We start from the raw sequence: 26675 nt of genomic DNA on the forward strand, positions 1-26675 counted from the left end.
AACCATGCCAGATTCAATCATGTATCAAGAAGATGCTTATGTGGTTCTGGAAACGAATCAACCTGAGCAATTTCTCACACCGGAGGAGTTACTGGAAAAACTTAAATCCATTTTGGCAACACGGCAGGATAATTTACCCCGTGATTTACAGCAGTTTTCCTCTGTAGAGGAGCAAGCCAAGTATTTAATGGAAACCTCTTGTGACTTAGACATGGAACCTGGAGAATATTTGCAATGGTATGTCGTGCGGCTATAAAAGCCGTAGTAAAAAAGAACTCCTGCTCTCAAACGTCTGGAGTTCTTTTTAATTAAATTGATTTTTTTAAATTAACCTCTAAAACACCCTCCGTAATAGGCTGGTTGCTATTTTATGCCAATAATTCCAGGAACTATTTGATTTCGCCAAAGCCTTTTTCTACATCAGCCATACTTCCATAGTCTTGGTCTGGCATTTGTTGTAGGGTATTAATGACCTCCTCACTTGCATTTTGGTTTCTGGTGTAGTCAATCAAATTCTGCTTATTGGCAGGAAAGTCTAAACCACTCAGATTTTTGGAAATGTCAACAGCAGAAACAGTCATAAATGTACCTCTCAATAGTTTATGTATCTTAATGTAATTACCTTACCCCTCACGATAATCTACCTATGGGTATATTTGGAACATTACAGTTTTGTTTTAACTTATAGAGAATGATTCAAGTTTTGGAAAAAGCGATAATTTAGTTAAAAAATATTAACTAAATTGTCAATAAATATGTGTCAACCAGCCCTATCCTACTCATCATGAATCAGCTAAACATTGCTATAACCGCCATCGCCGCACTGGTTGTGGCTGTGGGGCTACTCTCTAAACCACTGCGGCGGATGTATTTTTCCGACTCGACGATTGCGCTGCTGTTGGGCGTTCTGATGAGTTCAGATGTTCTGGGGTGGCTTGATATAAGTAGCTGGTGGGGCAATAAAGAACTCCTGATTGAGGAAGCCGCTCGTTTAACCATTGCCATTGGTTTAATGGGTGTTGCCCTACGCATACCCAAAGGATATGTTCCCCGACATTGGAAGTCTTTAGTGGTGATACTTGGGCTAGTCATGCCCCTGATGTGGTTAAGCAGTGGTTTACTGGTGTGGTGGTTATTGGGTCTTCCCTTTGGCGTAGCCATGCTGATTGGGGCAGTGATAACACCAACTGATCCGGTTGTCTCGACGGATATTGTTACGGGTGTCATTGCTGAGGAAAATATTCCCGGACGCCTACGTCACCTCATCTCCAGTGAATCAGGGTTGAATGATGGGCTAGCTTATCCGATAGTCTATCTACCCATTCTACTCCTGACGCGATCGCCAGGAGTTGCTCTTTCCCATTGGTTGCTGCACACCATACTTTGGGAAATCGGTATCGCTGTTTTAGTGGCTGTATTTTTGGGTTACACGGCGGGTCGATTATTAGTCTGGTCTGAAAAAAAGGACTTAATTGAGAAAAAGTCGGTTCTCGCTTATACGATTGCCCTTTCACTTCTGGCATTGGGGGCAGCGAAGTTACTGGGTAGCGATGGTATTCTAGCTGTTTTTATAACGGGATTAGTCTTTGATGGATTGGTAAATACTCAGGAAAGAACTCAGGAAGAGCGCATCCAAGAAGCTGTGGATCGCTTCTTTACTCTACCCATTTTCCTGTTATTGGGTTTAGTAATGCCCTGGCAAGACTGGCTGCAACTGGGCTGGAAAGGCTTACTGCTAGTGGTAGCTGTCTTGTTCTTGCGCCGCATTCCAGCAATCTTAGCTCTCAGTCCTTGGATTAAGCGCCTACATGGTGTCTCAGATCCTCTGTTCGTGGGTTGGTTTGGTCCAATTGGCGTTGCGGCTCTTTACTACTCTCATCTAGCGCTGCGCCTCACAGGTAATCATCAGGTTTGGGTAGTTAGCAGCTTGATAATTTTTGCCTCTATCCTCGTCCATAGTATTAGTGCCACACCTTTGAGTCAGCTCTATGGCTCTAAACATCAGCATCGCCAACCCTCTGAGGCTCACTAAATCATGGATTCACTCATTGAAAGAATCTGCAAGAAAGTGGAGGTGGCTGGGTTGGTTCGTAGTTGCGCTGTCTTCGCTCAAGCCCACCTACAAACTACACAGCACACCATCTCCCCACTTTCCTACCTAATAGTCTCAATTTAATCAGGTTTGGGATGCCGCAATCAACGCCACATCAACCTGGTCTTCCTCAGATTGGCTCAATTCAACTCGGATATTCGGACCGAAAAACTTCTCAATCTTTTCCCGCTTTTGTTCCCATGTTTCAAAAGGAATCAGTGGCGAGTAAAATTCCAGTACTAAAGTGTAAGCGCCATCCACTATAGTTTCTCGTAAACTATTGAGGACAGGGCGTTCCTCATCGCTAGGAGACAGACCCAAACTTTCCAGGGAGCTATCCAGGTGAGCGTCTTGACCGTAACGATAACGCATCACATCTTGGCGAATTTGGTTTTGAATGGGAGTAGCCGTCTGCTGTCGCTGTTGTAACACGTCCGGTGGTGTGGGTTGACTTAAGGGTACAGGCTTGAGTTCGGCAGCTTTCAGGGCAAAACCACCCAGTAAGATGGGGACGCCGTAGAAAAATCCTACTAAATTTAAGGTAGCGTTCTCGGTGGCATAAGCCACAAAGCCGATGATGGTAAGTACTCCCCCAACCCACAGTCCTACCGTTCCCAAGGAAATTTTGCGTAACATCTTAATTCAACTATCTACACAACAATCACTTTAGCTTAAACGGTGGGAAGTCCCGCGCTGTAATCATAGAGTCAACATCGTCTTGTCTTCGTTATACTAGGCAAATTCGCTCTCAATACTGCAAAGGATAGACTGATCACCCATAGTTCCGCTTTTTGATCCCCCTCTATCTCCCTTCCGTCCCCCTTGGGAGATCCCCCTCCCGTCCCCCTTCAAAAGGGGGAAGCCAGAGGATGCTTCGCTTTTTGTTCCATGGGGGAGACCAGCGGATAGTCTAGTATTCTCTGTAGCATAGTAGGTAAACAGTTTTTATACGACCAGTTTGATTGAATCGGTTGTTATCTTTTTTTAAAATGATTCAAGAAAAAAAGCAACAAGCATCCTCAAAAAAACACCGTTTTCTCGATCAGCTTGATTCGTTAAAACGCGAGGATGAAACCCTTAATAACATTCTAGCTGTTGATGTTTGGGCGTTAGCAAAAACCATGGATGAATTTTATCCCGGCTTTTGGTCAGCGTTTATGAAAAATCGCGAAAAGGCATTAAAGCGATTTATTGCCGAAGTGATAAAAAATAAACCGCCTAAATCCAAGCGCCCCCCTTTCCTCAGCTAGCACACCAGTCTAGTACCGTTACCTGGGAATTAAAAAGCTTGCCCTTTAGCGAAGCGAAGAGGAAAAAACAAGTGAACGGCGAGAAAATGTCTGTTACGATATCATTCAGGTAGACATCAAAGGAAACAAAGGATACTAATTATGGATTCACAAGCTATGCGAGAACGCATAACCGTAATTGAGAGTAAGCGACAGTTTCTCGTCCAACTTTTGGAGCAACCTAATTTAGGGATTCTCAGAATCGATGTCAATCAAGCCCTAGAAGAACTTGACGAACTGATTGATGAATTTAAGCGAACATTTCCTGAATCTATCGGTAATCCTTAAGCAATACTATCAAGTTCGGTAGCATCGGTTGTGTATAGTGGGGAAGGGGTAGAAGGGTAAAAGGGTAAGGTTTTTGTCCCAGTAGAAAGACGCGAGCAAGATGCTCGCACTACTTTCTTTTGCCCAAATGAATGAGATAAGTGGTTGACACTCTCCGCCTTAGAAGAACGGGGAGCCTAATCCCATTAATTCCGGTCAACAGGGCTTATAGTTTCAGCTACCCGCCCCACGCCCACACTATACCCGTAGAGTTAATGTGGGCAGTTGATTGACATACTCCCGACGCCGACTGCTTAGGCGGTACGGGGTGGGCTTCTCCTCTCAGAACGGGATTCGCATTTTATAGTGAGGCGAACGCAAGAGCCCCACTTTCTTGATGAGCATCCCAGAGTTTACCTAAATTAATAAGCATCCTGCAATTCATAGAAGTCGGGCGAGATATAATCCTTCCGCAGGGGCCAACCCACCCAATCTTCCGGCATCAAAATCCGCTTCAGGTTGGGGTGTCCTTCATAGACAATGCCAAACATATCGTAGGTTTCCCGCTCTTGCCAGTCAGCACTCTTCCAAATCCAATAGACTGATGACACCGTGGGATTTTCTCGCGGTAGAAATACCTTCACCCTGACTTCTTCAGGTTGCTCAGCATCATCACTAACCTTAGTCAAATGGTAGAAACTGACCAACTCTTCCCCAGGACCGACATCATAGCCACCTTGACATTGCAGGTAGTTAAACCCATAAGCATACAAAGCGGTGGCAACGGGAATCAATACCGACCGATGTACCTTAATCACCTCAATTCCCAGGTGGTCTGGTTCCATTAACTCGGTTTCAAAACCGTTTTCCTGGAGCCAGCCGTGGACTTTTCCCGTCTCTACCAGTGGGGATTCTTCAGTATTCTCTTGTGTCTGTTCTTTTGATTCTTCAGCCACGATTCACCTCCTGCTGTTGAGCAGACTTCAGCGCAGGTGGCACAGGCATTCCCATCGCTTCGGTTAACTCCTGGGGCGGAGTTTGACGAGTTTCAGACAGCAAATACTTACCCGTAAGCACTTCTGGTACAACTTTCATGCTATGAGTGGTGCTGTAATAGCGGTGGGTTTGACTCAGGTTTGCCCGTTCCTGCATAGACTCATTCGCCACCTTTTTGCGAAGTTTAATAATCGCATCCATGATTGCTTCTGGACGGGGTGGACAGCCGGGAATATAAACATCCACGGGAATCAACTTATCGACACCACGCACAGTTGTTGGCGAATCGACGCTGAACATCCCCCCGGTAATCGTACAAGCCCCCATCGCAATCACATATTTAGGTTCTGGCATTTGCTCATACAGACGCACCATCGCTGGTGCCATTTTCATCGTGATTGTGCCAGCGGTAATAATCAAATCCGATTGTCGGGGACTAGAACGCGGCACTAATCCAAATCGGTCAAAGTCAAACCGAGAGCCAATCATCGCGGCAAACTCAATAAAACAGCAGGCTGTGCCATACATCATGGGCCACAGGCTGGAAAGCCTAGCCCAGTTGTACAGGTCGTCTACTGTCGTCAAAATGACGTTTTCTGAGAGGTCTTGCGTGACCTGAGGACGACTAATGGGATTGAGGATTTTCTCTTTTTGTTGCTGCTGTTGGGAAGCAGCGTTTGTTGTATCTGTATTCATGACCATTCTAAAGCTCCTTTGCGCCAAGCGTAAACGAGAGCAACGACAAGAATTGCAATAAAGATGAGTGCTTCGATAAACGCCAGTAGTCCTAGCTGATTGAAGGCGACTGCCCAGGGATAGAGAAATACGGTCTCTACATCGAAAATCACGAAGACCAGGGCAAACATATAGTACCGGATATTGAACTGAATCCAAGCGCCCCCAATCGGTTCCATGCCAGATTCATAAGTCGTCCGGCGTTCGGGGTCACGGATGTTGGGTCGCAGCAGCTTAGAGGCTGCCAGTGCTAGGACGGGGACTAAACTGCTTGCCAGTAAGAACCCTAAAAAATATTCGTAGCCGCTAAGAACAAACACAATGGGTAAGTGTCCCTAAATCTTGTCGTTATTACTTCTTTACATTCTCTTATCCATTATAAGGGTCGTTGGTTTTCTGCAAATTGAAGTGGGTCAAGTTTTTCCGAGACGATGAGATTTCCGCGATCGCGTTTATGGTATGTATAGATTAACCCTCTTGTGTCACTTAGGAAAAAAGAGGGTTACTCAGGGGCTGTATGTGGGCAAGTTCGACAATGGGGAGACTGTACCCGATCTTGAGAATCAAACGATTACAGCGTGATCGCCTGTTTGGTTGGCACTTCGGCAAACACTTCGACAGTGTAGGCTTACCTGGTTATAATTGACAAGCTATGACTGAGCTACCGATGTTTGACGAGTTCCTACACGCCTTTTTTGGGATATTCCAAAAGAGCTTCAAAAAAGAAGCTGATTTCTTGAGCTACATAAATCGCCCAGATGCTCAACGCCGAGGAGATGAAGCCTCTATTGTTGACAACGCTATTATCAGTCCTTTGCTTGAGTTACTGGGTTTTGCACCAGGGGAGCAAGCTTATAACCAGCAGAAACAAAGTAGTCGTCCTGATTTTGCTCCAAGCGATCCGGTGTACGGCACTTGTTTTATTGTGGAGGACAAAAATACATCGCTGACGCTGACCCTGGATCTGAATGATCCGAACAGTAATCTATCGCAGTTACGGGGTTATATACGTGGGTTGCGGTTCGGATGGCTGACAAATGCTAGACAGTTTATGGTTTGGGAATTTTCCAATCCAAATCAGCCTAGATGCATTGTTGATTTGGATCTTCCCACTGCAATTCAGGAATGGAACCAGGGAGGAGTCGCAAACCTTTCTGATAATACGACAAGAGCATTACGGGATGTATTTGATTTGTTCCGTAAGGTAGCATTTACCAGTCTGGAGCGGTTAAAGGATGAACTGGCTATCGATCTGGAGGAATGGCAGCAACGGGCGTTACCGCTTGGCAATGGTGGTGGAAATGAGCCGATTTTGGTGGAGTCGTTGCAGTCGTTGGTGGAGGAGCTTAAGGGGGATGCGCGGCGATCTCTGAATCATCACCTAACCTTACATGATGAATACCTGAATAAAGCCAATCGACTGACGGATGATGCTATTGAATCAGCGACACAACAGATTCAACAGTTGCGGGAACGGGTGTTATCTGGTCTAACGAGTATTCAAAGCTTGGTAGGTTTGAGTACAGAGGAACAGGCAACCATTCAAGAAATGCTGATTCGGCTCGAACAGGATGCCAGGGCATTTATTAGCCCCAAGGAGTTGTTCAATCAGGTGCTTGGGGTGCTAAATCAGGCATTTAAGCGTAAACACGCGGATAAAGCCAAACCGCCAAAAACTCCATCTTCTTTAGAAAAGGATTATACACCACTCCATGATGTGCTAGTTTCCTATGCCAATATGGTCTTTGGTTGGCATCAGCGACAGGCAACCCTGCGCCAAACCTATCAAGCAAATATTCGTGTATTTGATGATTACACGGTTTGGACGGCTTTGGTGCAAGAAACCATGCTTGGTGGATTGAGTGAAGACCAACGACGAGATGAGTTTGCATTGCAGGCGGCGTATGTGGTGTTTATCAGGCTGCTGTTAATTCGAGTTTGCGAGGACAAGGAGATTTTTCAGGGCGAGGATCGGGTTGCCCATCGGTTTGTGTCAGATGGGGGGATGAAGCAATGGCAGGAAACGATTAAACGGTATTGGATCTTTGCGACAGGCAATCCTTACAGTCCGTTGCTGGATATGGCGTATAACAACGCCCAAAATATTTATGCTCACTTTTTTACTGGACGGGAACTGTTTAACTGGTATCAGTTGAATGAGCAACAGTTGATTATGACACTGTACCAACTCAGCCGCTTTAACTTTGCTGGGGTAGATTCGGACATTGTAGGGACGGTATATAACACCTATGTCAGCCGCAAAGAGAAGAAGGAAAAAGGGCAGTATTACACACCTCCCGAAATTGTGAATTACATTTTGGATGAAGTGGGATATATATCGGGTGCGGGAATTATTGGCAAGAACAAACGCTTGATAGATCCGACGTGTGGGAGTGGTTCGTTTTTGGTGGCGGCAGCCAAACGGTTAGTATCGGCTTACAAGAATAATGCGGATCAGATTGATGATCCAGTTACTGTTTTGGAACGGGTACAAGCCAATTTGTTTGGTTTTGATCTGAATCCTTTTGCTTGTTATCTAGCAGAGGTCAACTTGTTGATTCAAGTGTTGGATCTGGTAAAACTGGCACATGAAAAGCAGCAGCATCAACCAATCAAACGTTTTCATATTTACAATGTAGATGCCTTGGCTCGTCCTGCTGGAACTTATCGCTTTGCGTTGTTTAATACGCTGATTGCAGAGGAAAGCGACCAAGTAGACCAGATTAAAAGCCGTTCTCCTAATACACCTTATGCCAATGGATTTGCGTTTGTAGTTGCCAATCCACCCTATGGGGCAAAGCTGGGTGATGCCTACAAAGATATTCTTCGGGCTGATTATGCTGATATTTTCTTTGGCAAACCTGATTCTTACACCTTTTTCCTAAAGCTTGGAATTGAACTACTGGCAAAAAATGGTAGGCTTGGTTTCATCACTCCAAATACTTATTTGACAGGTAAAAATACTACAGCTTTACGTAGGGAGCTACTCCAGGGGGGACGAATTGAGCAAATAGTAGATTTACATCAAGGAATTTGGTCTGATGCTACTGTAGATTGTTTGCTTCTATTTTTGAGCCAAGAAGATAACGAAGCACATCGAAAAGCTCAAAAAGTACAAGTTAATTTATTAGATTTTAAAGATACTCTAGATAAACTTACAGAAAGAAGGTGGAATGAAACGCTTACACATCTACAAGAAAGCTGGTTAGATGATTCTAGATTTGAGATAAAAATTCGTTATAACGCTCTTATGCAGCAAGTTGAAGAAGCTTGCCGAATGCCCATAAATGGAAATACGACTTTAACGAAAATCTTACGGCTCGAAGATATCACGGAGATTAATCAAGGAATTATCGTATATAAAACGAAAGCCAATAGTCAGGCTAACTTGTATGTAAAACCTCGGAGAGATTTACCACAAAATGAACCTGATTGGAAGCCCCTGCTTGACGGCAGCGGATGTGTTGGACGCTATGGATTACGCTGGGGAAAAACACAGCCTTACTTAAAATATGGTGAGTGGCTTTGGCGTGCGCGGGAGGAAAAATATTTTGATTCTCCTAAAATCATCCTTGTGCGTTTAAGGAATAAATCACTAAGAAGGAGGCTAGTAGCAACATTTGATGATACAGGTTTTTACAATCGAGATAACTATAATAACGTTATTGACGCTGAAGATTCACGCTACGATCTGAAGTTTATCTTGGCGCTTTTCAACTCTTCATTATTGAATTATTGGTATTCCAGAACATACTTTAATGTTAATATCAACCCTGATACTATTCGCCAGCTACCCATCTATCCGGCAGATGCTGACACACAAGCAGAATTTATTGAACTGGTCGATCTCATCCTCGTCAAAAACGCCCAACTAAACCAACTGCGAGAACAGGGTTATGTCATTAAGCGCCAACGGGACGGTAACACCCTGATCGAAATTCCCTATGATCGCCTCTTGAGCGAAATTCAACAGCAAAACCCCAACTTTTCAACGCTGAATTTCTTTGATACCAGAGCCGCACAGTTGTTTAGCATTCCCGAAAAGTGCAACCTGCAAGAAACCATCAGCAGTAATGTTTTTATTCCACCCCAATATCCAACCAGTCTAGTATTGCGTAACAATAAACTTTGGTTTGAAGTCCCAGATGACAACATCCGGCGCTATCTGTTGGTCTACCTTAAAGCTCCTCAATGGCAGGGGAAAACCTGGGATGAGATCAAAAACCAAGCACAGATTCCAGAAGAAGAAAGTGACCTCAACGCTTTCTTTGCTTTGGAAGACCAAAAACGCCAAACCATTCAAACCCTACTGGATGAAGTTGACCAAATTGACGCAGAAATTGACGAAAAAGTTCTGAATCTATACGGCATCACCGATCCAGCAGACCGACAGCGCATCTTGGAGAGTGGAGCAAAAACTGATGAGGAAGCTGAGGCAACGGATACAACTGAAAAGGAGTCTGAACCAGAGGAAGAATAACAAAGTAGGAGGGCGATCTCCCTCCTACGATTCCATCAACGACTGCACCCATTGAAAAGGAAGTTGGGTATCTGGTTATCACCCAACAATGGTTCACACCAACTGGTTGTAGGCAAGGTAAGCTTGAATTACCTGGCTATTGACTGGCGGGCAGACAATATTCGTTCCGGCTAAGCCGGATAAAGTATTCTGGGAGTCAAACGCCTGAGAGACTAAAGCCGCTGTTTCCAGATAGGGACGCTGGTTTTCACCCACCCATTGAGTAAACAGGAACACCAACGGACTCAAGACATTGTCAGGCTGGGAACTGGCAACCTGGACGAGCTGGTCTTGCCAGGTGGAATAGTCGATCCACTTTAGAGGATGACCGATCGCGCGGATTTCGTCCACCAGTTGCTCTAAGGACACCATCTCCGGACTGACCAAGTGAAACGCTTGACCCCATAAATCTGGCTGCTGGGACAGATGGACGATGGATTGGGACACATAGTCTACAGGAGTCAAGCTGAGATTTAACTCTAACTCCGGCGCACTCCCCAATTGAATCAACCCTCTAATTAATCGGTCAATCAGATCCCCCGGTTGAGACGCCCCAGTTTGGCTATGTCCCGTAATCATACCCGGTCGGTAAATCGAAGCCGGAATTCCCCGTGCGTGGGCTTGTTTGACCAACTTCTCACCCACCCATTTACTCTGGGCATAACCGTCAGATAATTCCTCCCCTGACTCTAAGCTATCCTGTTCTAAAATTACCGACATTTGAGCATAGCGCGGAGATTGAAACACATCCAGCGTCGAGACGAAGTGAACGGGTTTAACCTTGGTTTTGCTGGCTAATTTGAGAATCTCTTGAGTTCCCAGAACATTGGCGGCTCGCAAGGCGCTGTAAGGATAAATTAAATTGACAAACGCCCCATTGTGATAGATGGTGTCAATCTCGCTGGTTAACGCTTTGTACTGCGACTCCGACAGTCCCAACCGAGGTTGAGCTAAATCACCCAACACAGGGACAACCCGCGACTCCAGCTTATCGGGTGAGAGTAAATAGCGGTTGAAGTTCGCCGCAATCTTTTGCTGAGCAGCCTCTAAGGTTTTAGCACGCACTAAGCAATAGACTGTAGCATTAGTGTGCTGGAGTAATTCCTGCAATAAAAATGCGCCCAGAAAACCTGACGCACCTGTAATCAAAATCTTTTCCGGTGCAGTGTCCGGCTGACGATAAGGCTTTTCTGGATAAATCGTCCCATCCAAAACTGCGTCGTTGGCTAAATCCGTGACCGCAATTTTACCTGTAACCGTTGTCCCATCCCCTTGGTCAGGTTGAGACGGATCATCGTGAGTCTTTGCGGTAATGGTTTGAGCCAGTTCCGCCACTGTAGGCGCTTCAAATAGAGCAAACAACGGTAACTCTACCTGAAACAGTTCTCGCACCTGAGACAACAGTTGCGCCGTCAGCAGCGAATGTCCCCCCAGTTCAAAGAAGTTGTCATAAACACCCACACGCTCAACATCCAATACTTTTGCCCAGATTTGTGCTAACTCCTGTTCAACGGGTGTGCGCGGTGCGACGAAGGTATCCTGGGAAACTTGTTGCGCCTGGTTAGGGTCAGGTAACGCCTTGCGATCAACTTTTCGGTTGGGTGTTAGGGGCAGACTATCCAGTAGCACAAAGGTAGAGGGAACCATATAAGCCGGTAGCTTATCACTCAAGAATGATCGCAACTGCGCCAGAGATAATCCTTGAGTTTTAATAATATGCTCAATGCTCTGATGGATTTGCTCCTGCTGGGTGGGCGTGGTCTCAAAAATCACCCCGGCGTTTTCCTCAACATGCCAAGCGACAGTGCCATGCAGCCACAAGGGATTTTGCACCCCTGGCAGTTGCACCCGTAATAGTATGGGTTGGTTGTTTTGCCAAAACGTTGGGGTCAGTGCTTTTAAGCTAATCCCATTGCGGCTGAAGTTTTGCGTCGTTACTCCCACTTGTTGACCCGACTCAAATTCAGCAAGGCAATTAATCTGGAGTGGAATGCGCGGTTCTGTCCGCAGATTTCCCAGACTGCGATGGAGTTTCGCCTTCTGGCTGGGTGTGGTGTCAAACTTGACGCCAACATAGTCTTCAACATGCCAAACAATGATTCCTTGTAGCCATAGCGGGGTTTCGACTCCGGGCAATTGTAATCGTAGCAATAGGCGTTGATCCGTTTGCCAGAGTTCAGAAGTTGATACCTTTAAGCAAATCCCCTCATGGCTGATATTTTGCGTCATCACCCGGACTTTTTCCCCGGACTCCAATTCCGCCAGACAATTAATATTTAGGGGTATTCGAGGTTCTTGGCGGCGTAAGTCATGAACCACCAATCCCTGGGTTTGGGCAATGTGTTTGATACTCTGACGTAAAAGCGCCTGTTGGGTCGGTGTGGTGTCGAGTCTTACTTCTATCCGTTCCTGGGATTTTGTGGCGATGGTTCCGGTGAGTTTAAGTTCATCGGGGACGCCGGGAAATTGACAACGCAGCGTCAAGGATTGACCGTTTTGCCAAGGGGTGGTTCCATTGATTAAGGTGATGCGATCGCAAGAGAAATCGCTGGTGGTTAATTCAATTTCTGGATTCCCTTGGTACGCTACCCAGCACGTCGTTTGCAGGGGGATATGTTCGACATTCAAGTCACTGACGAGATAGGCAACCAACCGTTTTTCGCCAGAACTGTCATCACGGGCGACAACCACCGCGTCTCGGATACCCGCATGTTGATAGAGGGCAGATTCAATATCGCCGAGTTCAATCCGGAAGCCACGAATTTTTACCTGATGATCCAGGCGACCTAAACATTCGAGAGTCCCATCGGGTAAGTACCGGGCTAAGTCTCCCGTGCGATAGAGACGGGCATCCGGTTCTCGACTAAAGGGATCGGGAATAAATCGTTCATCGGTTAGGTCAGGTCGGTTGAGATACCCTCGTGCTAAACCCACCCCACCAATCAGTAATTCTCCTGGTTCTTCCAGAGGTACAAATTTAATCGGGTCAGATGAGTTTTGCTCAGGATGAGCCAGATAAATTTGGGTATTGGCAATGGGGCGACCAATGGGTATTGATTTTTCCGCCGATTCCACCTTATGCACCGCTGACCAGATTGTGGTTTCTGTCGGTCCGTACATATTCCACAGGGAACCACTCCGTTCTAGGAGTTGACGCGCCAACTCGCGGGACATGGGTTCTCCACCACAGAGAACTTTAAGCTGGGGATTTCCCTGCCAACCTGCGGCTAACAACATCCGCCAAGTGGCGGGGGTGGCTTGCATGACAGTAGCACCGGATTCTTGCAAAACTGGGATTAACTGAGCAGCATCTGCAGCTACATCTGGCGTCACTAACACAATATCAGCGCCAACGATTAAGGGTAAATACAGTTCCAATGCAGCAATATCGAAGCAGATGGTGGTTACAGCCAGCAGGGTGTCATCTGGGGTGAGTCCGGGTGCGATACTCATTGAGGTGAGGAAATTTACCACCCCACGATGCAAAACTTGTACGCCTTTGGGTTTACCGGTTGAGCCGGAGGTGTAGATTGTGTAGGCTAGATTGTCAGGTGTGACGCCACTGTCTAAGTTCTCCTGACTATGTTTAGTAATTGCCTGTTGATCTCTATCCAGGCACACTATTCTTGCTTGGGTTTTCGGTAACCGGGTCAGTTGTTCTTGTTCGGTGACGAGAACGGTGACTTGGGAATCTTCAATCATCAACGCTAAGCGTTCTTGGGGATAGGCGGGATCAAGGGGGACATAAGCGCCCCCAGCTTTGAGAATCCCCAATAGACCAATCACCATATCCAGCGATCGCTCCATACATATCCCTACCAGTACCTCTGGTTTAACCTGTAGCGTTTGTAAGTAGTGAGCAACCTGATTAGCGCGGTGGTTCAGTTCCCGGTAGGTTAGGGTTTGACCCTCAAACCGAATCGCGATTTTGTTAGGCGTGCGACGCTCTCCTTGTTCAATGAGCTGATGAATACATTGAGCTGCGGGATAGTGGGTTTGGGTTTGATTTAACTGTTCAAGTCGCTGCTTTAATTCACGTTTTCTGTTTGTATCCGGAATACCGTCAAGTTGAGCAACTTCTAATGATGATTTATAGAAACGATTCATCATGATTTCCCCTTGGAACAGGTTTAGCGTGGTCGTTGTTTTTGGTTGAATTCGGTGATGTTCAATTCACAAGTAAGCTAGCCATTCGCTATTCTTCTCTGATACAAAGAGCATTTTTTTACTGTCACCTATTTACTCCAATTGTCTCACTTAAATTCAATATTTCGCTTGAGCAATATTTTTTTAATTATTGCTAAACCGCTATCTGAATTTTAATTTCTGGTCTTTGCTTCTCAAGGGGGTGGATAACACTCATCCATCACTAGGGCATGACATAAACGATTTAATGTTCCTCGATTACAGTCTCAGAAAATCATCAATTTATTCGGTCATAGCGATACAAGAGGGGTAAAGTATCTGTCACGATTGAGTTTGTCGGCTTTTGTCGCCTGTAATACAAGCGTATGACTTGTATTTTCTCTTTTCGTATAGTATTCCAATTCCCCGATCTGAGCAACAAGATGATGGGAACTTTACGGAGTCTTTAAAATAGCGAGGTACACAGACAGATCCCCGACAACTCCTACGAAGTCGGGGATCTTGCTTGAGGGTGTACCTCATCAACCACCAAATCTGCTGTAAACCCGCCCCGACTCCCCTATCTCCCCTACTCCTGATACCAAGTTAACCCTAGCGCCGCCGTTTCTTCTGGCGCTTGAGCCACCAGTCGATTACTCCGGAACACTAAAAAGTAGACACTTGCTAAAATCAGCGCTACGCCAATCCCCCAAACACCGCCTCGGTAATTAGGTATGGAAACACAAGCAACTAGGGCAAATGTGGCTAAAGCCAAACCCACAAATGCTCCCGCCGTTCCCAATGGACTTTCGTAGGGTTTGGGTAAATTAGGATTCCCTTTGAGCTTCATGTAGCTAACCATGACCAAAATATAGGAAATTAATGCCCCAAACACAGCCATATTCAAAATCACGGCATCTACGGCTTCAATACCGATATTCACCAGTAGCACACAGAGAAATCCAATCGTCGCCCCCACAATTAATGCCCGATGGGGGGTATTCGTTTTACTCGTAACCGATAGCCAACGGGGTAAGTACCCAGCACGGGATAGGGAGAAAATAATCCGTCCGTAGGCAAACATATTACCGTGGAGACTGGCAATTAAACCACAAATCAGTGCGAGTGCTGTGACAATGGTACTGGTAGCGCCTGCGCCAAAATAAGCCTCTAACCCATCTCGTAGGGGAGCATCGGATTGAGCAATCGCCGCCGCGCCCCCGCCAACACCGGAGTTAATCACCACGGTGAAAATTGACAGAATAATCAGAGTAAACATGCCAGAAATCATTCCCGTTGGCATATCCCGAGGCACATCATCAGTTTCCTCAGCCGTCATGGGTAGTTGTTCAATCGCCAGATATAACCATATCGCAAAGGGAATCGCGCCAAACACCCCAAACCAGCCTTTCGGTAACCAGGTTTGTGACTGTTCCGGTTCAGCCGGAATATTAAACAGTAGGCTAAAACTAAATTCACCCGATACCAGCATACTTACATAGAAGATGGCTAATACCGTCATCGCGATGATAGTTAGCCAAAGACAGACTGTCACACTCAGTTCAAAGCCTCGGATGTTAATCGCCAAGAAAATAGCGTAGGCAAACACCCAGATAAAAAAGCTGGGCAGATTGGGTAATAAGGGCTTGAGGTAGTTGCTTAAACTGAAAACCAGCGCCGCATTGGCGAGGACATATTCAATGGTGACGGTAATCCCACAAATAAACCCCCAAAAAGGACCGAGGGCATAGCGTGTGAACGAGTAGAATCCGCCAGCATAGGGGAGGGCGGCTGAGAGTTCGGCGCTGCTATAGACCAAACAGAGATACATGATTGCCATTAAGAAAGCGGCAATACTAAACCCCCAGAATCCTCCGGAGGCTAAACCATAGTTCCAACCATAGAAATCACCTGAGATAACAGCGCCAACCCCTAAACCCCATAAGAGTAAACCCCCGGCATTTCCTTTCAATTGTCGGCGTCTGAGATAGCCATTATTTACTGTTTCGTAAACAGCAATACCTTGAGAGTGTTGCATAGATAAACCTTATATTCAACTGTTTACCTTGCACCCCAATAATTCTTCATTCAGCTCAAACCTTGGGTTGTTTAAGTTCACAAGATTGGACGGCGTTTCCTGCTATCTTTTTCCCCGAATGAGAGAAAAAACGAACGCCGCCCGTTCCTTGTTAATTGTTGATTGCAAAGAACCCTGTAGCTTGCTTGGAGAGAAGCGAGTAGCATCTAGTTCTTTGACAGCATCATTCCATCATTCAGCAGATCGTAATACAGATCCGGATTGACCGCTAAGTTAGTTTAATTGCTGATATAGCGCTATTATACTTGCCAAACAGCTCAACGTGTATTACACTAATCACGCACTTGGCTCGTCATTTGTATGACAAAAGATTCTAGGTGATCTTAATCTTTATATAAAATACACATGCAGCTTTATCGGGACGTGCCAACGGATCAACTCCACCCAATTCTGGCAAGCGTTCAGTAGATTGATTTTAAAAAGAATGGCGGGGATTTTTATGCAAATTTCAGTGAATTAGTCAGGGCGCTAGATACAGATCGGGAGCATTTGCAGGTGCATACACGCTTACTGGCGCGGGCGATGGAGTGGGATAGGGAAGGAAGGGCGTGATCCCAGTTTTTTGCTGCGGGGGAAGGATTTAGGAACCTCAGAACAATGGGTTAAGCTGACAACTATTTGACACCGGGCAACAACTATGCTAGCTTGCTCCAAATGTTCTTGATCCAAATGTTATAATTTCCTAACAAAAAAAACCTTTCCTCTCTTGCATTTATTGTTAGAAACGCTACAATTTTTGGTGACAGAAATAAAATCGTCAACTCACAATACGACTGAAAATCAATTACCCCACCTGAGTTCAGAGGCAATTAACCCTAATCCTGAAACCGATCAATACTCAGGTGAGTAGTCTACAAACCAACTAAAATCTGAAGATTTTCCCCCAAGTTAACCAAAGCTAGATGGGGTAAATCTTCAACTGAAAACATCGAGACATTTGCAACAAGCGTGAGATAACCTTTGACAACCAAAACCCAAGGAGTTTAGGGAAAAATGGATTGCCGTACTATTCAATTTTGCGATCGCGCCGCTCAAATCGATTATGTCCAACTCCAGGCTCTGTTTCGCCTCGGCGCTTTCTGGGCAAAGGATCGCAGCATTGAGGACTGGAAAATCGCGATCGCGAATAGTGAACCTGTAATTACCTTATGGGATGACCAACGCCTGATTGGATTTGCTCGCGCCACCTCCGATGGGATTTACCGCGCCACGATTTGGGATGTCGTCATTCACCCCGACTATCGCGGCGTTGGTTTGGGACGCAAGCTCGTCGAAACTGTCCTCACTCACCCTAAAATGTGTCGGGTTGAGCGAGTTTATTTAATGACCACTCATCAACAACGCTTCTACGAACGCATTGGATTTGAATGTAACTCGACAACCACAATGCTGCTATACAATCAACCGCTCATGAGTGCTCTGCCAACACCCGCTCGATCATCTCCGGAGTTGCTAGAGGCATAGAACATTGTAACCGGATACAAGTGTCTGTGGCTGAATCGTCGGTTGGTTCCTTACCAGGAATGGGTAGCAGTTCTAAGCGTCCCTGCATCACGTTCACCAAGGTTTGCACCATCAACCAAGTCATTCCAGGTGACGTTGTTGATGAGGTTGTGTCACTCTCACTTGTTTGAGTCTCCGATTCAGATTCACAAGAGAGTAAATCAATGGCTTCACTCAAAATCGCGTGGGGACAGTCCACATCAACACAGATATTAACCATCTGGGAGTGGTCAGAATTTGCCACACAAACATGAATACTCCCTTCTTCCATTTGGGCAATGATGCTGTCCACCATTCCCATTAATACCTGACGAAAACGCCGGGGATCAGCTAATATTTCTATCTCTGGGTCAGGGGAAATCACTTTCAGCCGCAGATTCCGATTCCCCGCTTGCATGTGGGTGAGGACTTCGAGTTCTTCAAAGCATTGGCTCAATTGCAGGGGGCGAGTCTCTGGACGATTAGTACCGTGTTCCGTTTTTGCCACGGCAATCACCTCATCTAAAAGTTTTACCATCTTCTGCGCCGAGATATGGGCTTGAGCCACGAATTCCTTAACTTCTTCCGGTGAGTCACATAAATCGGACAAAATGAGCTGATGCATCCCCATTAAACTACTCAGGGGAGATCGCAGTTCGTGGGATGTCCGCGCTAAGAACCCAGCTTTATACTGGCTTATTTCATGCGCCATTTGGTAAGCCAATTGGGTTTGCTGGAGTTCCTGCTTCAGGGGTTCAAGTTCATCCTCCTTCACGGGTTCCGCCTTGGCTGGCTGGGATTCCTCCGGTTTTGACATTGGCGATTCTGATACCGTTGAACCGTCTGGCTGTTTGCTGGAACGAGTAGCGCGGCTGACAACGAGTCCCATGACAATACCCACTACCAGATAGATCAGCTCCATGTTGCCCATATTTTTTCCAACTCTTCAACGTAATCTTGGCAGGAGTCCCCATCCACAATCTGTAATTTGGGTGGGGTAGTGGACTAACGAATTTTACTTTTGATTCTTGCCATACCCGCCTACAGCTCAAGCATAGCCCGTTTTCCTCATCGTCATCATCCCTTAGACACTGAACAGTTGAATGAGACAGCACCTTGGCGCAAAATTTGCCAACTGTCTCCTGTCCATTTCACCACTGTGGAAGGTACGCCTTGGGTATTGGAGTGAGGCTCTTCTAGTTCTGTGGATTCCGTGGGATGAAGGGTCAACACCTCCGGAAACTCTGCCTCAATTTCTGACATTGTATGTAAGGGAGGTTTCCCGGAAATGTTGGCGCTTGTCGTGGCTAAAGGAGCCGTCTGCGACAAAATCGCGATCGCCACTCTAGAGTTGGGAACCCGCAAGCCAATCGTAGTCGGATCTGTGGGGTTCATCGCCCCTGTAACTTTATCCGAAGCGGGCAGGACTAATGTTAGCGCTCCGGGCCAATATTTCTGCGCCACTTGCTGCCAAATCTCTAATTCGGCGTCTGTCCCCTTGACATAAGACCAAAGTGATGCAGGAAATGCTCCCATTAAAATTAAGGGCTTGTTATTGCTTCGCTGCTTGAGCGTAAATATCAATTCTGCATAATCCGGTCGTACAGCCAGAGCGGGTATCGTGTCGGTGGGAAAGCTTACGATCTGACCAGAATTAGCGCCAGCCACTAGGGCAGACATGAACACATGAGTCATGTTGAGGTTAGATAATACTCTGATAGCTTCAGGGGAATATTTAATATTTTGCTAGAAATTAAGGCAAAAGTCAAAATTTGTCATTTGTCATACTCAAGGGAGCGAGAAGCAAGCTACGTCATTTGTCATATTATGTTTTAACGATTGCCTCTAATTGCGATCCTGTCAAAGCTATCTTTATTAAGGGTGTTTGACAGAATATGATATCATTCGTTTGACTTATAACTTATCACTTATTATTGCCGATACGCCAAAGCAAAACGGTCAATTCCAGCTAAATCTGGAATTATCTGAATCTGACCATAACTGCCCTGTTGATGCAATAACTGGGCAATCGTATTACTTTGTCCTGCCATCATTTCTATCATCCAAACGCCCCCAGGACGCAGGTAATCGGGAGAAGTATTAATCAGGTGTCGAATGCAGTCTAGACCATCAATTCCCCCGTCAAGTGCCATAAGGGGTTCGTGATCCCGTACTTCTGGCTGTAACTGTTGTAGTTCATCTGTGGGAATATAGGGAGGATTGGATACTATACCACTCAATTGACCTTTGAGTGCTGCCAAGGGGGAAAACCACGACCCTTGATAAAATTGAATTCTTGACTCAAATCCTAACTGTTGAGCATTCAGTTGGGCAATAGCGAGGGCATCGGTACTGTAATCAACGGCGTGAATCGTCGCACTCCGAAACGCCTCAGCTAATCCTAACGCGATCGCGCCGCTGCCTGTGCCTAAATCTGCCCACTGTCCCGAGTCAAGTTGGGGTGTGGGACTCTTCCCCGTCGCGCTTACCGCCAAATCGATTAAATATTCCGTTTCCGGTCGAGGAATTAAAACAGCAGGGGACACATTCAGCGAAAAATGCCGCCAAGGAGTGATCCCCACTAAATACTGTACAGGCAAGCGGTCATCAAGACGCCGCTGCCAGAGTTGAGCCAGGACTGACAGCGGATAGCGTAATTCGATGTGCGATCGCGTCTTAAAAGACTCTAGGCGCAGTGATAGGGGGTCAAGTCCTGCTACCTCTTGAAGTAACCAATCTACTTCAGCCACAGGGATACCCGCCTCTCCCGCAGACATTCGGGCATCTTGTCGCCACAGCCACAGATCTTGACCCGATACCACAAGAACTGAAAATTGTTGAATCAGTAAATTATCTTTCTCAGAATTGATAAACTTCAAATCCTTATGCTCATGGGTTGTTCGTACCTTATCGACGTTGTAAAAATTCTATCGTTTCTGGAGATGGTAAGAGTTCAAATCGGTTGAGTTCTGGAGCGTCTTGGGTTTTCCAAGCTTCAATTAAGCGTCCTAAACTCAAAACCTGAATCTTCACTGTAGATGCGATCTCAGGATTGCCTTGTTTGTAACGCTCAACTTGCTGCTGTAATTGATCCTTATCAAAAAAGAGAGGAATTATCGGCTGACCATTTTGTTGAGTGGTTAGATATGCCGGATTTTCTCCAGCCGTAGCATAAAACAGGGGAACGTCAGGAAATTGCTCTACTTGCTGTCCTCTTTGACGCAGCAGATTTATTGCTGATTCTACCTGCTGCTGAACAGGTACGACGACAAAATCTACACCTTCTGGATTATTTTGACCCTGCTCCAGCTTGTAAATATCTGCTATTGTTACTACGGCTACTTGAGCTGTATTACCTAATTCAGGGTTATTCTTCTTGATCCGCTGCTCAATGAAAGCCTGAGCATCTTGCCCACTAATAAATGCACCGGCTACTGGTATTCTTTGATTTTCGTCTTGGGCAATCGATAGAGTTATTAATGCTCCTTGTTCATTGGTAATTGTAAACACTGGCACAGTTCCTAACTTTTGAAGAATCTGCTGTTCGGTCAAAGCCTCTACACTCAGATTTCCTATAAACAGGGAACCCAGCAAAGCCGTACTAACCAAGCCTATTTTTTTACTCCAACCCATCAATAATTTCATTTGAATTACCTCAATTTTGACCCTAATTTTCACACCGAGAACACTCCTGTTTTTTGAGGAGCAACTTTTTCATTCATTTTGAATCATGGATACAGAACCCTTTCTAATCCTGGACATTCAGACCTCCTTTAAGTCACCTCAAATTAAATTAGTTAGAGGGGCGGGACGATGGGCGCGATTGTAAAAATTGTATAGCTTCTGGTGATGGTTCCAAGAAAAACTTTTCTAGAACGGGATCATCGCTGTTTTTTAGTTCGCTAATTAGACCCTCTAAAGTAATCACCTTAATCTCAATCTGAGAGGCTGCTTCAGGTTTTTCGGCTATTAACTGATCGAGATTTCTTTGTAATTGATCTTTATCAAAGAAAAAAGGAATAACTTCCTGATTTCCATTTTGACCAGGTAGATATACTTGATCTTCACCTACTGTAGCTACCGCAAAAAACAGAGGAACACCATTAAATTGTTGGATTTGCTGACCCTCCTGTTGGAGCAAATTTATTGCTGAATTCACTTGTTGCTGTCTTGGCTCTAAATCAACGACTAGGCGTTGCTGTTGGTCTTGATTTGCTTCCTCTAACCGTTGATAAACAAATCCTAATGATCTCGGGACAATCTGAAGATTGCTTCCCGCCTCTGGTTGCTGAGTTTTTAGTTCATTTAGAAGAACCTGAGCATCTTGTGGACTTAGAAAAAAAGGAGTAACTACAACGCTGTTTTGAGCGTCACAACCTATCGGCTGACCTGTATCTGGAGCAACACACCGATGAAGAGGTATACCATCTGCGCGAGCAATCATAAAAACTGGCACAGTTCTCAGCTTTTCAATCACCTGCTGTTCAGTCAAAGCCAGCGCCCGCATATTTCCACCAAACAAGGAGCCTAGGAGGGTCGTCCCCACTAAACCTAATGTTGCACTCCAGCGAACTAATGATTTCATAAAACAATTGCCTCTTGAGTTCCAGTATAGCTACCTCATCAAAACTAGGATACCGCTCTCAGTTAATGATGACATCTCTCTCATAAATCCGTTGAAACCTTCATGTAGAGTCTATCCATCCTGAGCTAGGTTGTTTTCCTAGCACTATCGATAATTACGATAGTTACGATTGACCTCCCGCAAAAGTGGCGAGGGTTCCATGAACCGCTTGTACTACTTAGTGGTCAAGTGCGGTTGTTGAGTGACGAGAGTTGAGTCATGTATTCCTGAGCATTCCCAGTCGTATCTGAGTTAACAAAATTGACTATGTTCAATCCCACAGAGTTCCACTTGTTTAAGATTTGGGTTAATGTTATTATTTCAAATTAACAAAAAATGGCGGGTCTTAACTCCTCTTCCCCAAAGGATTATAGTATAAAAGAATCAGCACTCGTCAAAAAATTTAGGTAAGCTCATCCCCTGCTTAAAAGACGGGGTCTTTAACTTATTTCTTCAACCCCAAACCAGCTAAATCGCTCACGGCGAGAGGTTTATGCACCATGAACCATTAACCATCAGCTGTGAACAGGGGGCGTTTCCTTCCACCCTAACTGAAGTCCATAGACTTCCACGCCACCCTTTTGTTATTAAAAAATCGGGATGACAGGATTTGAACCTGCGACATCCTGCTCCCAAAGCAGGCGCGCTACCAAGCTGCGCTACATCCCGATGCCTATCTTGATAGTATACCCTAGCGTCCAATTTGCCTAGTCTCCACCGCACAAAAATTAGTCTGGATACCAGAACATCCCTTTGATCCCTTCGGGATCGGACATAAATCCCATTTGCCGATAAAAATTGACCACCTGGGGATCAGCAAAGAGAGTGATATTACTGATATCTTCACTGCGAAGTTTCTTGATTGTGTACTTCATTAACGCCTTACCCAGTCCCTTGCCTTGGAATTCGGGGTGAACCACCACATCCCAAATTGTGGCATTAAAGGCATGGTCGGACGTAGCCCGGGCAAAGCCAATCAGACGCCTAGTGTTCCCTCGCTGCTGCCACATAGACACCACCAGGAAACTGTGTTGAATTGCTTTGCGAACTTTCCGCATGGGTCGTCGTGACCAACCCACGGCGTCGCAAAGCTCCTCTAACTCATACAGATCGAGTTCTCGCTCCGTACTAAAAAGGATACGCTCATTATCAGCGCGATCGCCAGAGCCTGGAGACTCGCTTAGATTTGAAACGGCATCCCCTTCCAATTTCGTCGATGTAGAAGCAGTGTCAGCACTGCCAAAAAAGCTCTTCCAAAAACCCATGCCGGTGTGGCTATAGCATTTTATACTGGTATTCGTTACATAAAACTTATTCTCAGCTACTTACAACTAGACATATCTAGCTGGGTAACTTGCTGGGTAACTTGATGGTTATTCAAAAGTTTGACGTTTTGAACTTTAAGGACTTACGGGTACCATAGAATCCCGCCACACGACAAAAACTGCTCAACCAGTATGCTTTGTCGTTTTGTCTATTCCATCTACAAGAAGCTACATGGGTTGAGTCGTAACAACAACTTGTAGAGGTTTTGACCAATGGAATAGCCAAGCCATACAACAAGTGGAAACGTTCCACTTGTTCAACTTTATCACATAAAGTGTCGGAGAAGTTAGTTGTCATGCATAAGTTTTTTCTTGACTTTTGGTAGGACAACTTTCAACTGACACGCTTATCGTACCACAATTGGATTGAGATGCTCCTATCACCGTTATGACCTTATAACCCCTGGCGCTTAGGGTCACAGTACCCCAAAGCTTCTAACTAGAGCTTATCCTAACCCCCAGTTCCCAGCATGTTTGGCTAGTGCCGTCCTTCAACGATGCCACTTTATTTCTACGGCTCAGTGGCAAATTGTGACTCAGGGCAAGACTTTCTTTAGCTAGACTGAGGCTATTGTGCCGAATTTGTGAGAGATTAACCAGATACGGCAGGTTTTTGCCTTGAGGCTGAGCTTGCTGGTCTATCCCAAAAGCTTTTTACCAAAGCGAACGCCTTTTCCCCCTACTTATGGCTGCGGGTCTGAAATCATCAACACTAGAACTGCTAAAGCGCTTCAACCGGGCGTTTCCGGAATTTTACGAGCAGTTTGTCAGTAGTGAGATCCAATTGCAAAACCTTCGGCTAGCTTATAAACTCTACAAAACTCGGCGCGTCGTCATTGAGATCAAACCCGAAGGCTCGAAAAGCGCCCTACATTTTGCCTACCGCAACCAGTCTTTTCTCCTCAGTGATATTTTTGGGGTTTTAGCTGCCTATGGATTGACAATTCACAGCCTGAGTCTTCATGGTCAAATCAGTCCCCCCATGCTGGTGTTCATCAAGCTAGTGGTATCCCGTGGTAGCAAAGCTTTGACCCCCAAAACCGCCGATAACGTCTGCCGTGCCATTCGGGAGGCGCTGGCAGGACGTTTTGAAGTTGAAGAAATGCTAGCAGTGGAATTTAATCTGGATGCTGGCTTAGAACAAGTAGAAACTGAGTTCTATGTAGACCCAGTATTTCATCTACCCGCCCTGTTAATTGAAGCCGATAACCAGCCAGGATTGTTTTATAAGGTAATGTATGCTGTTTGGCAAGAAGACTTACTCGTCGTCAACGCTAACTTACTTGTCTGGCGTGGACGTACCCGCCTCATTCTCTACTTGCTCGGTCCCAATGAAAACTTGATTCCCGAATATTTGGGTCAAAAAATTGCCGAAAGTGTCCGACAGCGATTATTAGGGCGTCGGTTTTGAGTTTTGAGTGGGATAAACTCTTTCCCCTACACCCCTACACTCCACACCCTTGACCACCTGTGCCAATTCTCGGATAGGATGGATGTATGGCAACGATTGAGATTCTTGGGGCTACCCACGCCTACGAATTAACGCCTCCCAAGGCATCCTCATCCCCAGTTTTGGTTTTTATCCACGGCTGGCTGTTAAGTCGTAACTATTGGCAACCACTGATTGACCGATTAGATGCTGATTATCAATGTTTAGTCTATGATTTGCGGGGATTTGGTGATTCTCAATCCCCAACTGATAAAACACCACAAACCGAATCGGCTTTTAGGGCTACTACTTCTGGCGGGGCGGGTGAGAACGATAATGCCACATTAACATCGGCAGACGTTAGCGCCACTGGTTTATCGACCAGTAACTATACCCTTGCTGCTTATGCCAGGGATTTGGGTATTCTATTGGAAAAGCTGGCAATCGATAACGCTTGGCTTATTGGTCACTCTCTGGGTGGCAGTATCGCCTTGTGGGGAGCCTCAGTGGCATCAGAACGGGTCAAAGGGGTGATTTGTCTGAATGCGGGGGGCGGCATTTATTTAAAAGAAGAGTTTGAACGATTTCGGAATGTGGGTAAGCAGTTGGTCAAACGCCGCCCTCAGTGGTTGTGTTATCTGCCCTTGATTGATGTACTGTTTACACGGGCACAAGTGGCGCGTCCTCTGGCACGGCGTTGGGGACGGCAACGGGTCATTGATTTCGTTGTGGCTCACCCAGAAGCGGCACTGAGAAGTCTGTTGGATTCGACAACCGAGGCTGAGGTTCACCGTTTGCCTCAGGTGGTATCACAGCTTCAGCAGCCTGTTTATTTTTTGGCGGGTGCGAATGATACGATAATGGCACCAAAATATGTGCGCCATCTGGCTAGCTTCCATAAGCTTTTTCAAAATGGGGGTGCCAATGTGATTGAAATTTCTAATTGTGGTCATCTGGCAATGGTGGAACAACCTGATATTGTGGATGCTCAAATTCGGAGAATTTTGGCTGAGTCTTTGAGTTTCTCGTAATCAAAGCTCGTTCTGCCAACAGAATATTTCTACCACTTGCCCTACTGCACATGTTTGTCTTTCTGTCAATGCGTAAGTCCTGACGTACCCACTGTGACATCCTCCCCCCGTGAATCGAAGATTACACAGGGAGTTTTATAGCTCCCCCAATCCCCCACTTTTTGATAAACGAGCACGGAGGGATTTGAACCCCCGACACCCAGAACCGGAATCTGGTGCTCTATCCACTGAGCTACGCGCCCTTTTGTGCAGCGGCGTTCAGAAAGAAACACACTGGCACAAATCATATTATAACTTCGATTTGGGAAAAATGGCAATCTGGGTAATTGATGCTTCCTTCAGTGACATACTCCTACACCAACTGAGTACAGTATGGTGTAGGCTCTAGAGCGACTTAAAAGGGAGATATAGGTAGCGAATGTTACCTCAAGCCGCTTTCCCTTTTGACTTTCCCGAATATTCTCCCTTTAGATAGATGCACATTCCCCTCTTCTTTGTGAAAAAGAACTTGTGTGTATGCTTTGTAATCCCTAGGGCGACCTAATACAGGTTCAGTACTAACTTGCCTATTATCAGGACTCGTTTGTTGACACTCCCCGCCCTATAAGTGCGGGGATTCTTAGTTCCGCGACACACCTTACAATTATCTATCCTTGCGGCAAT

General features: G+C 45.8%; 21 protein-coding genes and 2 tRNA genes. 8 read left to right on the top strand and 15 right to left on the bottom strand.

What is annotated here, in order from left to right; all coding sequences use genetic code 11:
- Positions 1–4: 4 nt before the first annotated feature.
- On the top strand, positions 5–256 hold the full coding sequence (locus ACLGGO_RS23750; protein WP_446335093.1) for a chlororespiratory reduction protein 7: 252 nt from the start codon (positions 5–7) through the stop codon (positions 254–256).
- 133 nt (positions 257–389) lie between these two features.
- On the opposite strand, the gene ACLGGO_RS23755 is transcribed toward ACLGGO_RS23750, so the two are convergent.
- Complete coding sequence (locus tag ACLGGO_RS23755) at positions 390–581, bottom strand: DUF2795 domain-containing protein (protein WP_446421143.1); 192 nt, start codon at positions 579–581, stop codon at positions 390–392.
- 203 nt (positions 582–784) lie between these two features.
- On the opposite strand from ACLGGO_RS23755, the gene ACLGGO_RS23760 reads away from it, so the two are divergent.
- The gene (locus ACLGGO_RS23760) at positions 785–2032 is read left to right on the top strand and encodes a cation:proton antiporter domain-containing protein (RefSeq protein ID WP_446421144.1); all 1248 of its coding nucleotides are present in this window, start codon (positions 785–787) and stop codon (positions 2030–2032) included.
- Positions 2033–2176: 144 nt separating this feature from the next.
- On the opposite strand, the gene ACLGGO_RS23765 is transcribed toward ACLGGO_RS23760, so the two are convergent.
- Positions 2177–2728, bottom strand: a complete 552-nt coding sequence (locus ACLGGO_RS23765) for a DUF2854 domain-containing protein (RefSeq protein ID WP_446335095.1) — start codon at positions 2726–2728, stop codon at positions 2177–2179.
- Positions 2729–3081: 353 nt separating this feature from the next.
- Between ACLGGO_RS23765 and ACLGGO_RS23770 the strand changes: the two genes are divergently transcribed.
- Both ACLGGO_RS23770 and ACLGGO_RS23775 read left to right on the top strand, forming a co-directional pair.
- A complete protein-coding gene (locus ACLGGO_RS23770) occupies positions 3082–3342 on the top strand; it encodes a hypothetical protein (protein WP_446335096.1) in 261 nt (86 codons plus the stop codon).
- A gap of 141 nt (positions 3343–3483) precedes the next feature.
- On the top strand, positions 3484–3669 hold the full coding sequence (locus ACLGGO_RS23775) for a hypothetical protein (RefSeq protein ID WP_446335097.1): 186 nt from the start codon (positions 3484–3486) through the stop codon (positions 3667–3669).
- A gap of 401 nt (positions 3670–4070) precedes the next feature.
- Here the strand turns inward: ACLGGO_RS23775 and ACLGGO_RS23780 are convergent, their stop codons facing one another.
- Genes ACLGGO_RS23780 through ndhC form a run of 3 tightly spaced genes read right to left on the bottom strand, consistent with a single transcriptional unit; the run spans position 4071 to position 5699 of the window.
- On the bottom strand, positions 4071–4604 hold the full coding sequence (locus ACLGGO_RS23780; RefSeq protein ID WP_446357735.1) for an NAD(P)H-quinone oxidoreductase subunit J: 534 nt from the start codon (positions 4602–4604) through the stop codon (positions 4071–4073).
- Positions 4597–5340 carry an NADH dehydrogenase subunit K gene (locus tag ACLGGO_RS23785; protein WP_446366325.1) on the bottom strand — a complete coding sequence of 248 codons (744 nt, stop codon included), beginning with the start codon at positions 5338–5340 and terminating at the stop codon, positions 4597–4599. The genes ACLGGO_RS23780 and ACLGGO_RS23785 overlap by 8 nt, the downstream gene beginning before the upstream one ends.
- Complete coding sequence (gene ndhC / locus ACLGGO_RS23790) at positions 5337–5699, bottom strand: photosynthetic/respiratory NAD(P)H-quinone oxidoreductase subunit C (RefSeq protein WP_446335100.1); 363 nt, start codon at positions 5697–5699, stop codon at positions 5337–5339. The genes ACLGGO_RS23785 and ndhC overlap by 4 nt, the downstream gene beginning before the upstream one ends.
- Positions 5700–6031: 332 nt before the next feature.
- Between ndhC and ACLGGO_RS23795 the strand changes: the two genes are divergently transcribed.
- Positions 6032–9859: an N-6 DNA methylase gene (locus ACLGGO_RS23795; protein ID WP_446421145.1), complete on the top strand. Its 3828-nt coding sequence runs from the start codon at positions 6032–6034 to the stop codon at positions 9857–9859.
- A gap of 93 nt (positions 9860–9952) precedes the next feature.
- Here the strand turns inward: ACLGGO_RS23795 and ACLGGO_RS23800 are convergent, their stop codons facing one another.
- Positions 9953–14008 carry an amino acid adenylation domain-containing protein gene (locus ACLGGO_RS23800; RefSeq protein WP_446421146.1) on the bottom strand — a complete coding sequence of 1352 codons (4056 nt, stop codon included), beginning with the start codon at positions 14006–14008 and terminating at the stop codon, positions 9953–9955.
- A 604-nt stretch (positions 14009–14612) separates the two neighbouring features.
- Complete coding sequence (locus ACLGGO_RS23805) at positions 14613–16061, bottom strand: amino acid permease (RefSeq protein ID WP_446335102.1); 1449 nt, start codon at positions 16059–16061, stop codon at positions 14613–14615.
- Positions 16062–17114: 1053 nt separating this feature from the next.
- Between ACLGGO_RS23805 and ACLGGO_RS23810 the strand changes: the two genes are divergently transcribed.
- Positions 17115–17585: a GNAT family N-acetyltransferase gene (locus ACLGGO_RS23810; protein WP_446421147.1), complete on the top strand. Its 471-nt coding sequence runs from the start codon at positions 17115–17117 to the stop codon at positions 17583–17585.
- Here the strand turns inward: ACLGGO_RS23810 and ACLGGO_RS23815 are convergent.
- The 7 genes from ACLGGO_RS23815 to ACLGGO_RS23845 all read right to left on the bottom strand — a co-directional run bounded on the left by ACLGGO_RS23815 (position 17530) and on the right by ACLGGO_RS23845 (position 23492).
- Positions 17530–18534, bottom strand: coding sequence for a sensor histidine kinase (locus ACLGGO_RS23815; protein ID WP_446421148.1), 1005 nt, complete (start codon positions 18532–18534; stop codon positions 17530–17532). The two genes, ACLGGO_RS23810 and ACLGGO_RS23815, sit on opposite strands and share 56 nt — an antisense overlap.
- A gap of 146 nt (positions 18535–18680) precedes the next feature.
- Positions 18681–19298 (bottom strand): L-threonylcarbamoyladenylate synthase, encoded by a 618-nt coding sequence (locus ACLGGO_RS23820; protein ID WP_446421149.1) that lies wholly within the window; start codon positions 19296–19298, stop codon positions 18681–18683.
- A gap of 236 nt (positions 19299–19534) precedes the next feature.
- On the bottom strand, positions 19535–20380 hold the full coding sequence (gene prmC, locus ACLGGO_RS23825; protein ID WP_446421152.1) for a peptide chain release factor N(5)-glutamine methyltransferase: 846 nt from the start codon (positions 20378–20380) through the stop codon (positions 19535–19537).
- 130 nt (positions 20381–20510) lie between these two features.
- Positions 20511–21248, bottom strand: coding sequence for a Tic22 family protein (locus ACLGGO_RS23830; RefSeq protein ID WP_446335106.1), 738 nt, complete (start codon positions 21246–21248; stop codon positions 20511–20513).
- A gap of 148 nt (positions 21249–21396) precedes the next feature.
- Positions 21397–22188 (bottom strand): Tic22 family protein, encoded by a 792-nt coding sequence (locus ACLGGO_RS23835; RefSeq protein WP_446335107.1) that lies wholly within the window; start codon positions 22186–22188, stop codon positions 21397–21399.
- A 634-nt stretch (positions 22189–22822) separates the two neighbouring features.
- A tRNA-Pro gene (locus tag ACLGGO_RS23840) sits at positions 22823–22896 on the bottom strand.
- A 59-nt stretch (positions 22897–22955) separates the two neighbouring features.
- Entirely contained in the window at positions 22956–23492 is a 537-nt protein-coding gene (locus tag ACLGGO_RS23845; RefSeq protein WP_446335108.1) for a GNAT family N-acetyltransferase, read from the bottom strand.
- 745 nt (positions 23493–24237) lie between these two features.
- Here ACLGGO_RS23845 and ACLGGO_RS23850 point away from each other — a divergent pair.
- Positions 24238–24963, top strand: coding sequence for a hypothetical protein (locus tag ACLGGO_RS23850; RefSeq protein WP_446335109.1), 726 nt, complete (start codon positions 24238–24240; stop codon positions 24961–24963).
- A gap of 86 nt (positions 24964–25049) precedes the next feature.
- Positions 25050–26012, top strand: coding sequence for an alpha/beta fold hydrolase (locus ACLGGO_RS23855; protein ID WP_446421150.1), 963 nt, complete (start codon positions 25050–25052; stop codon positions 26010–26012).
- 169 nt (positions 26013–26181) lie between these two features.
- Here the strand turns inward: ACLGGO_RS23855 and ACLGGO_RS23860 are convergent.
- A tRNA-Arg gene (locus ACLGGO_RS23860) sits at positions 26182–26254 on the bottom strand.
- Between the last annotated feature and the right edge of the window lie 421 nt (positions 26255–26675).

It is taken from the genome of Coleofasciculus sp. (genome assembly GCF_046565525.1).
Taxonomy (GTDB): domain Bacteria; phylum Cyanobacteriota; class Cyanobacteriia; order Cyanobacteriales; family Coleofasciculaceae; genus Coleofasciculus.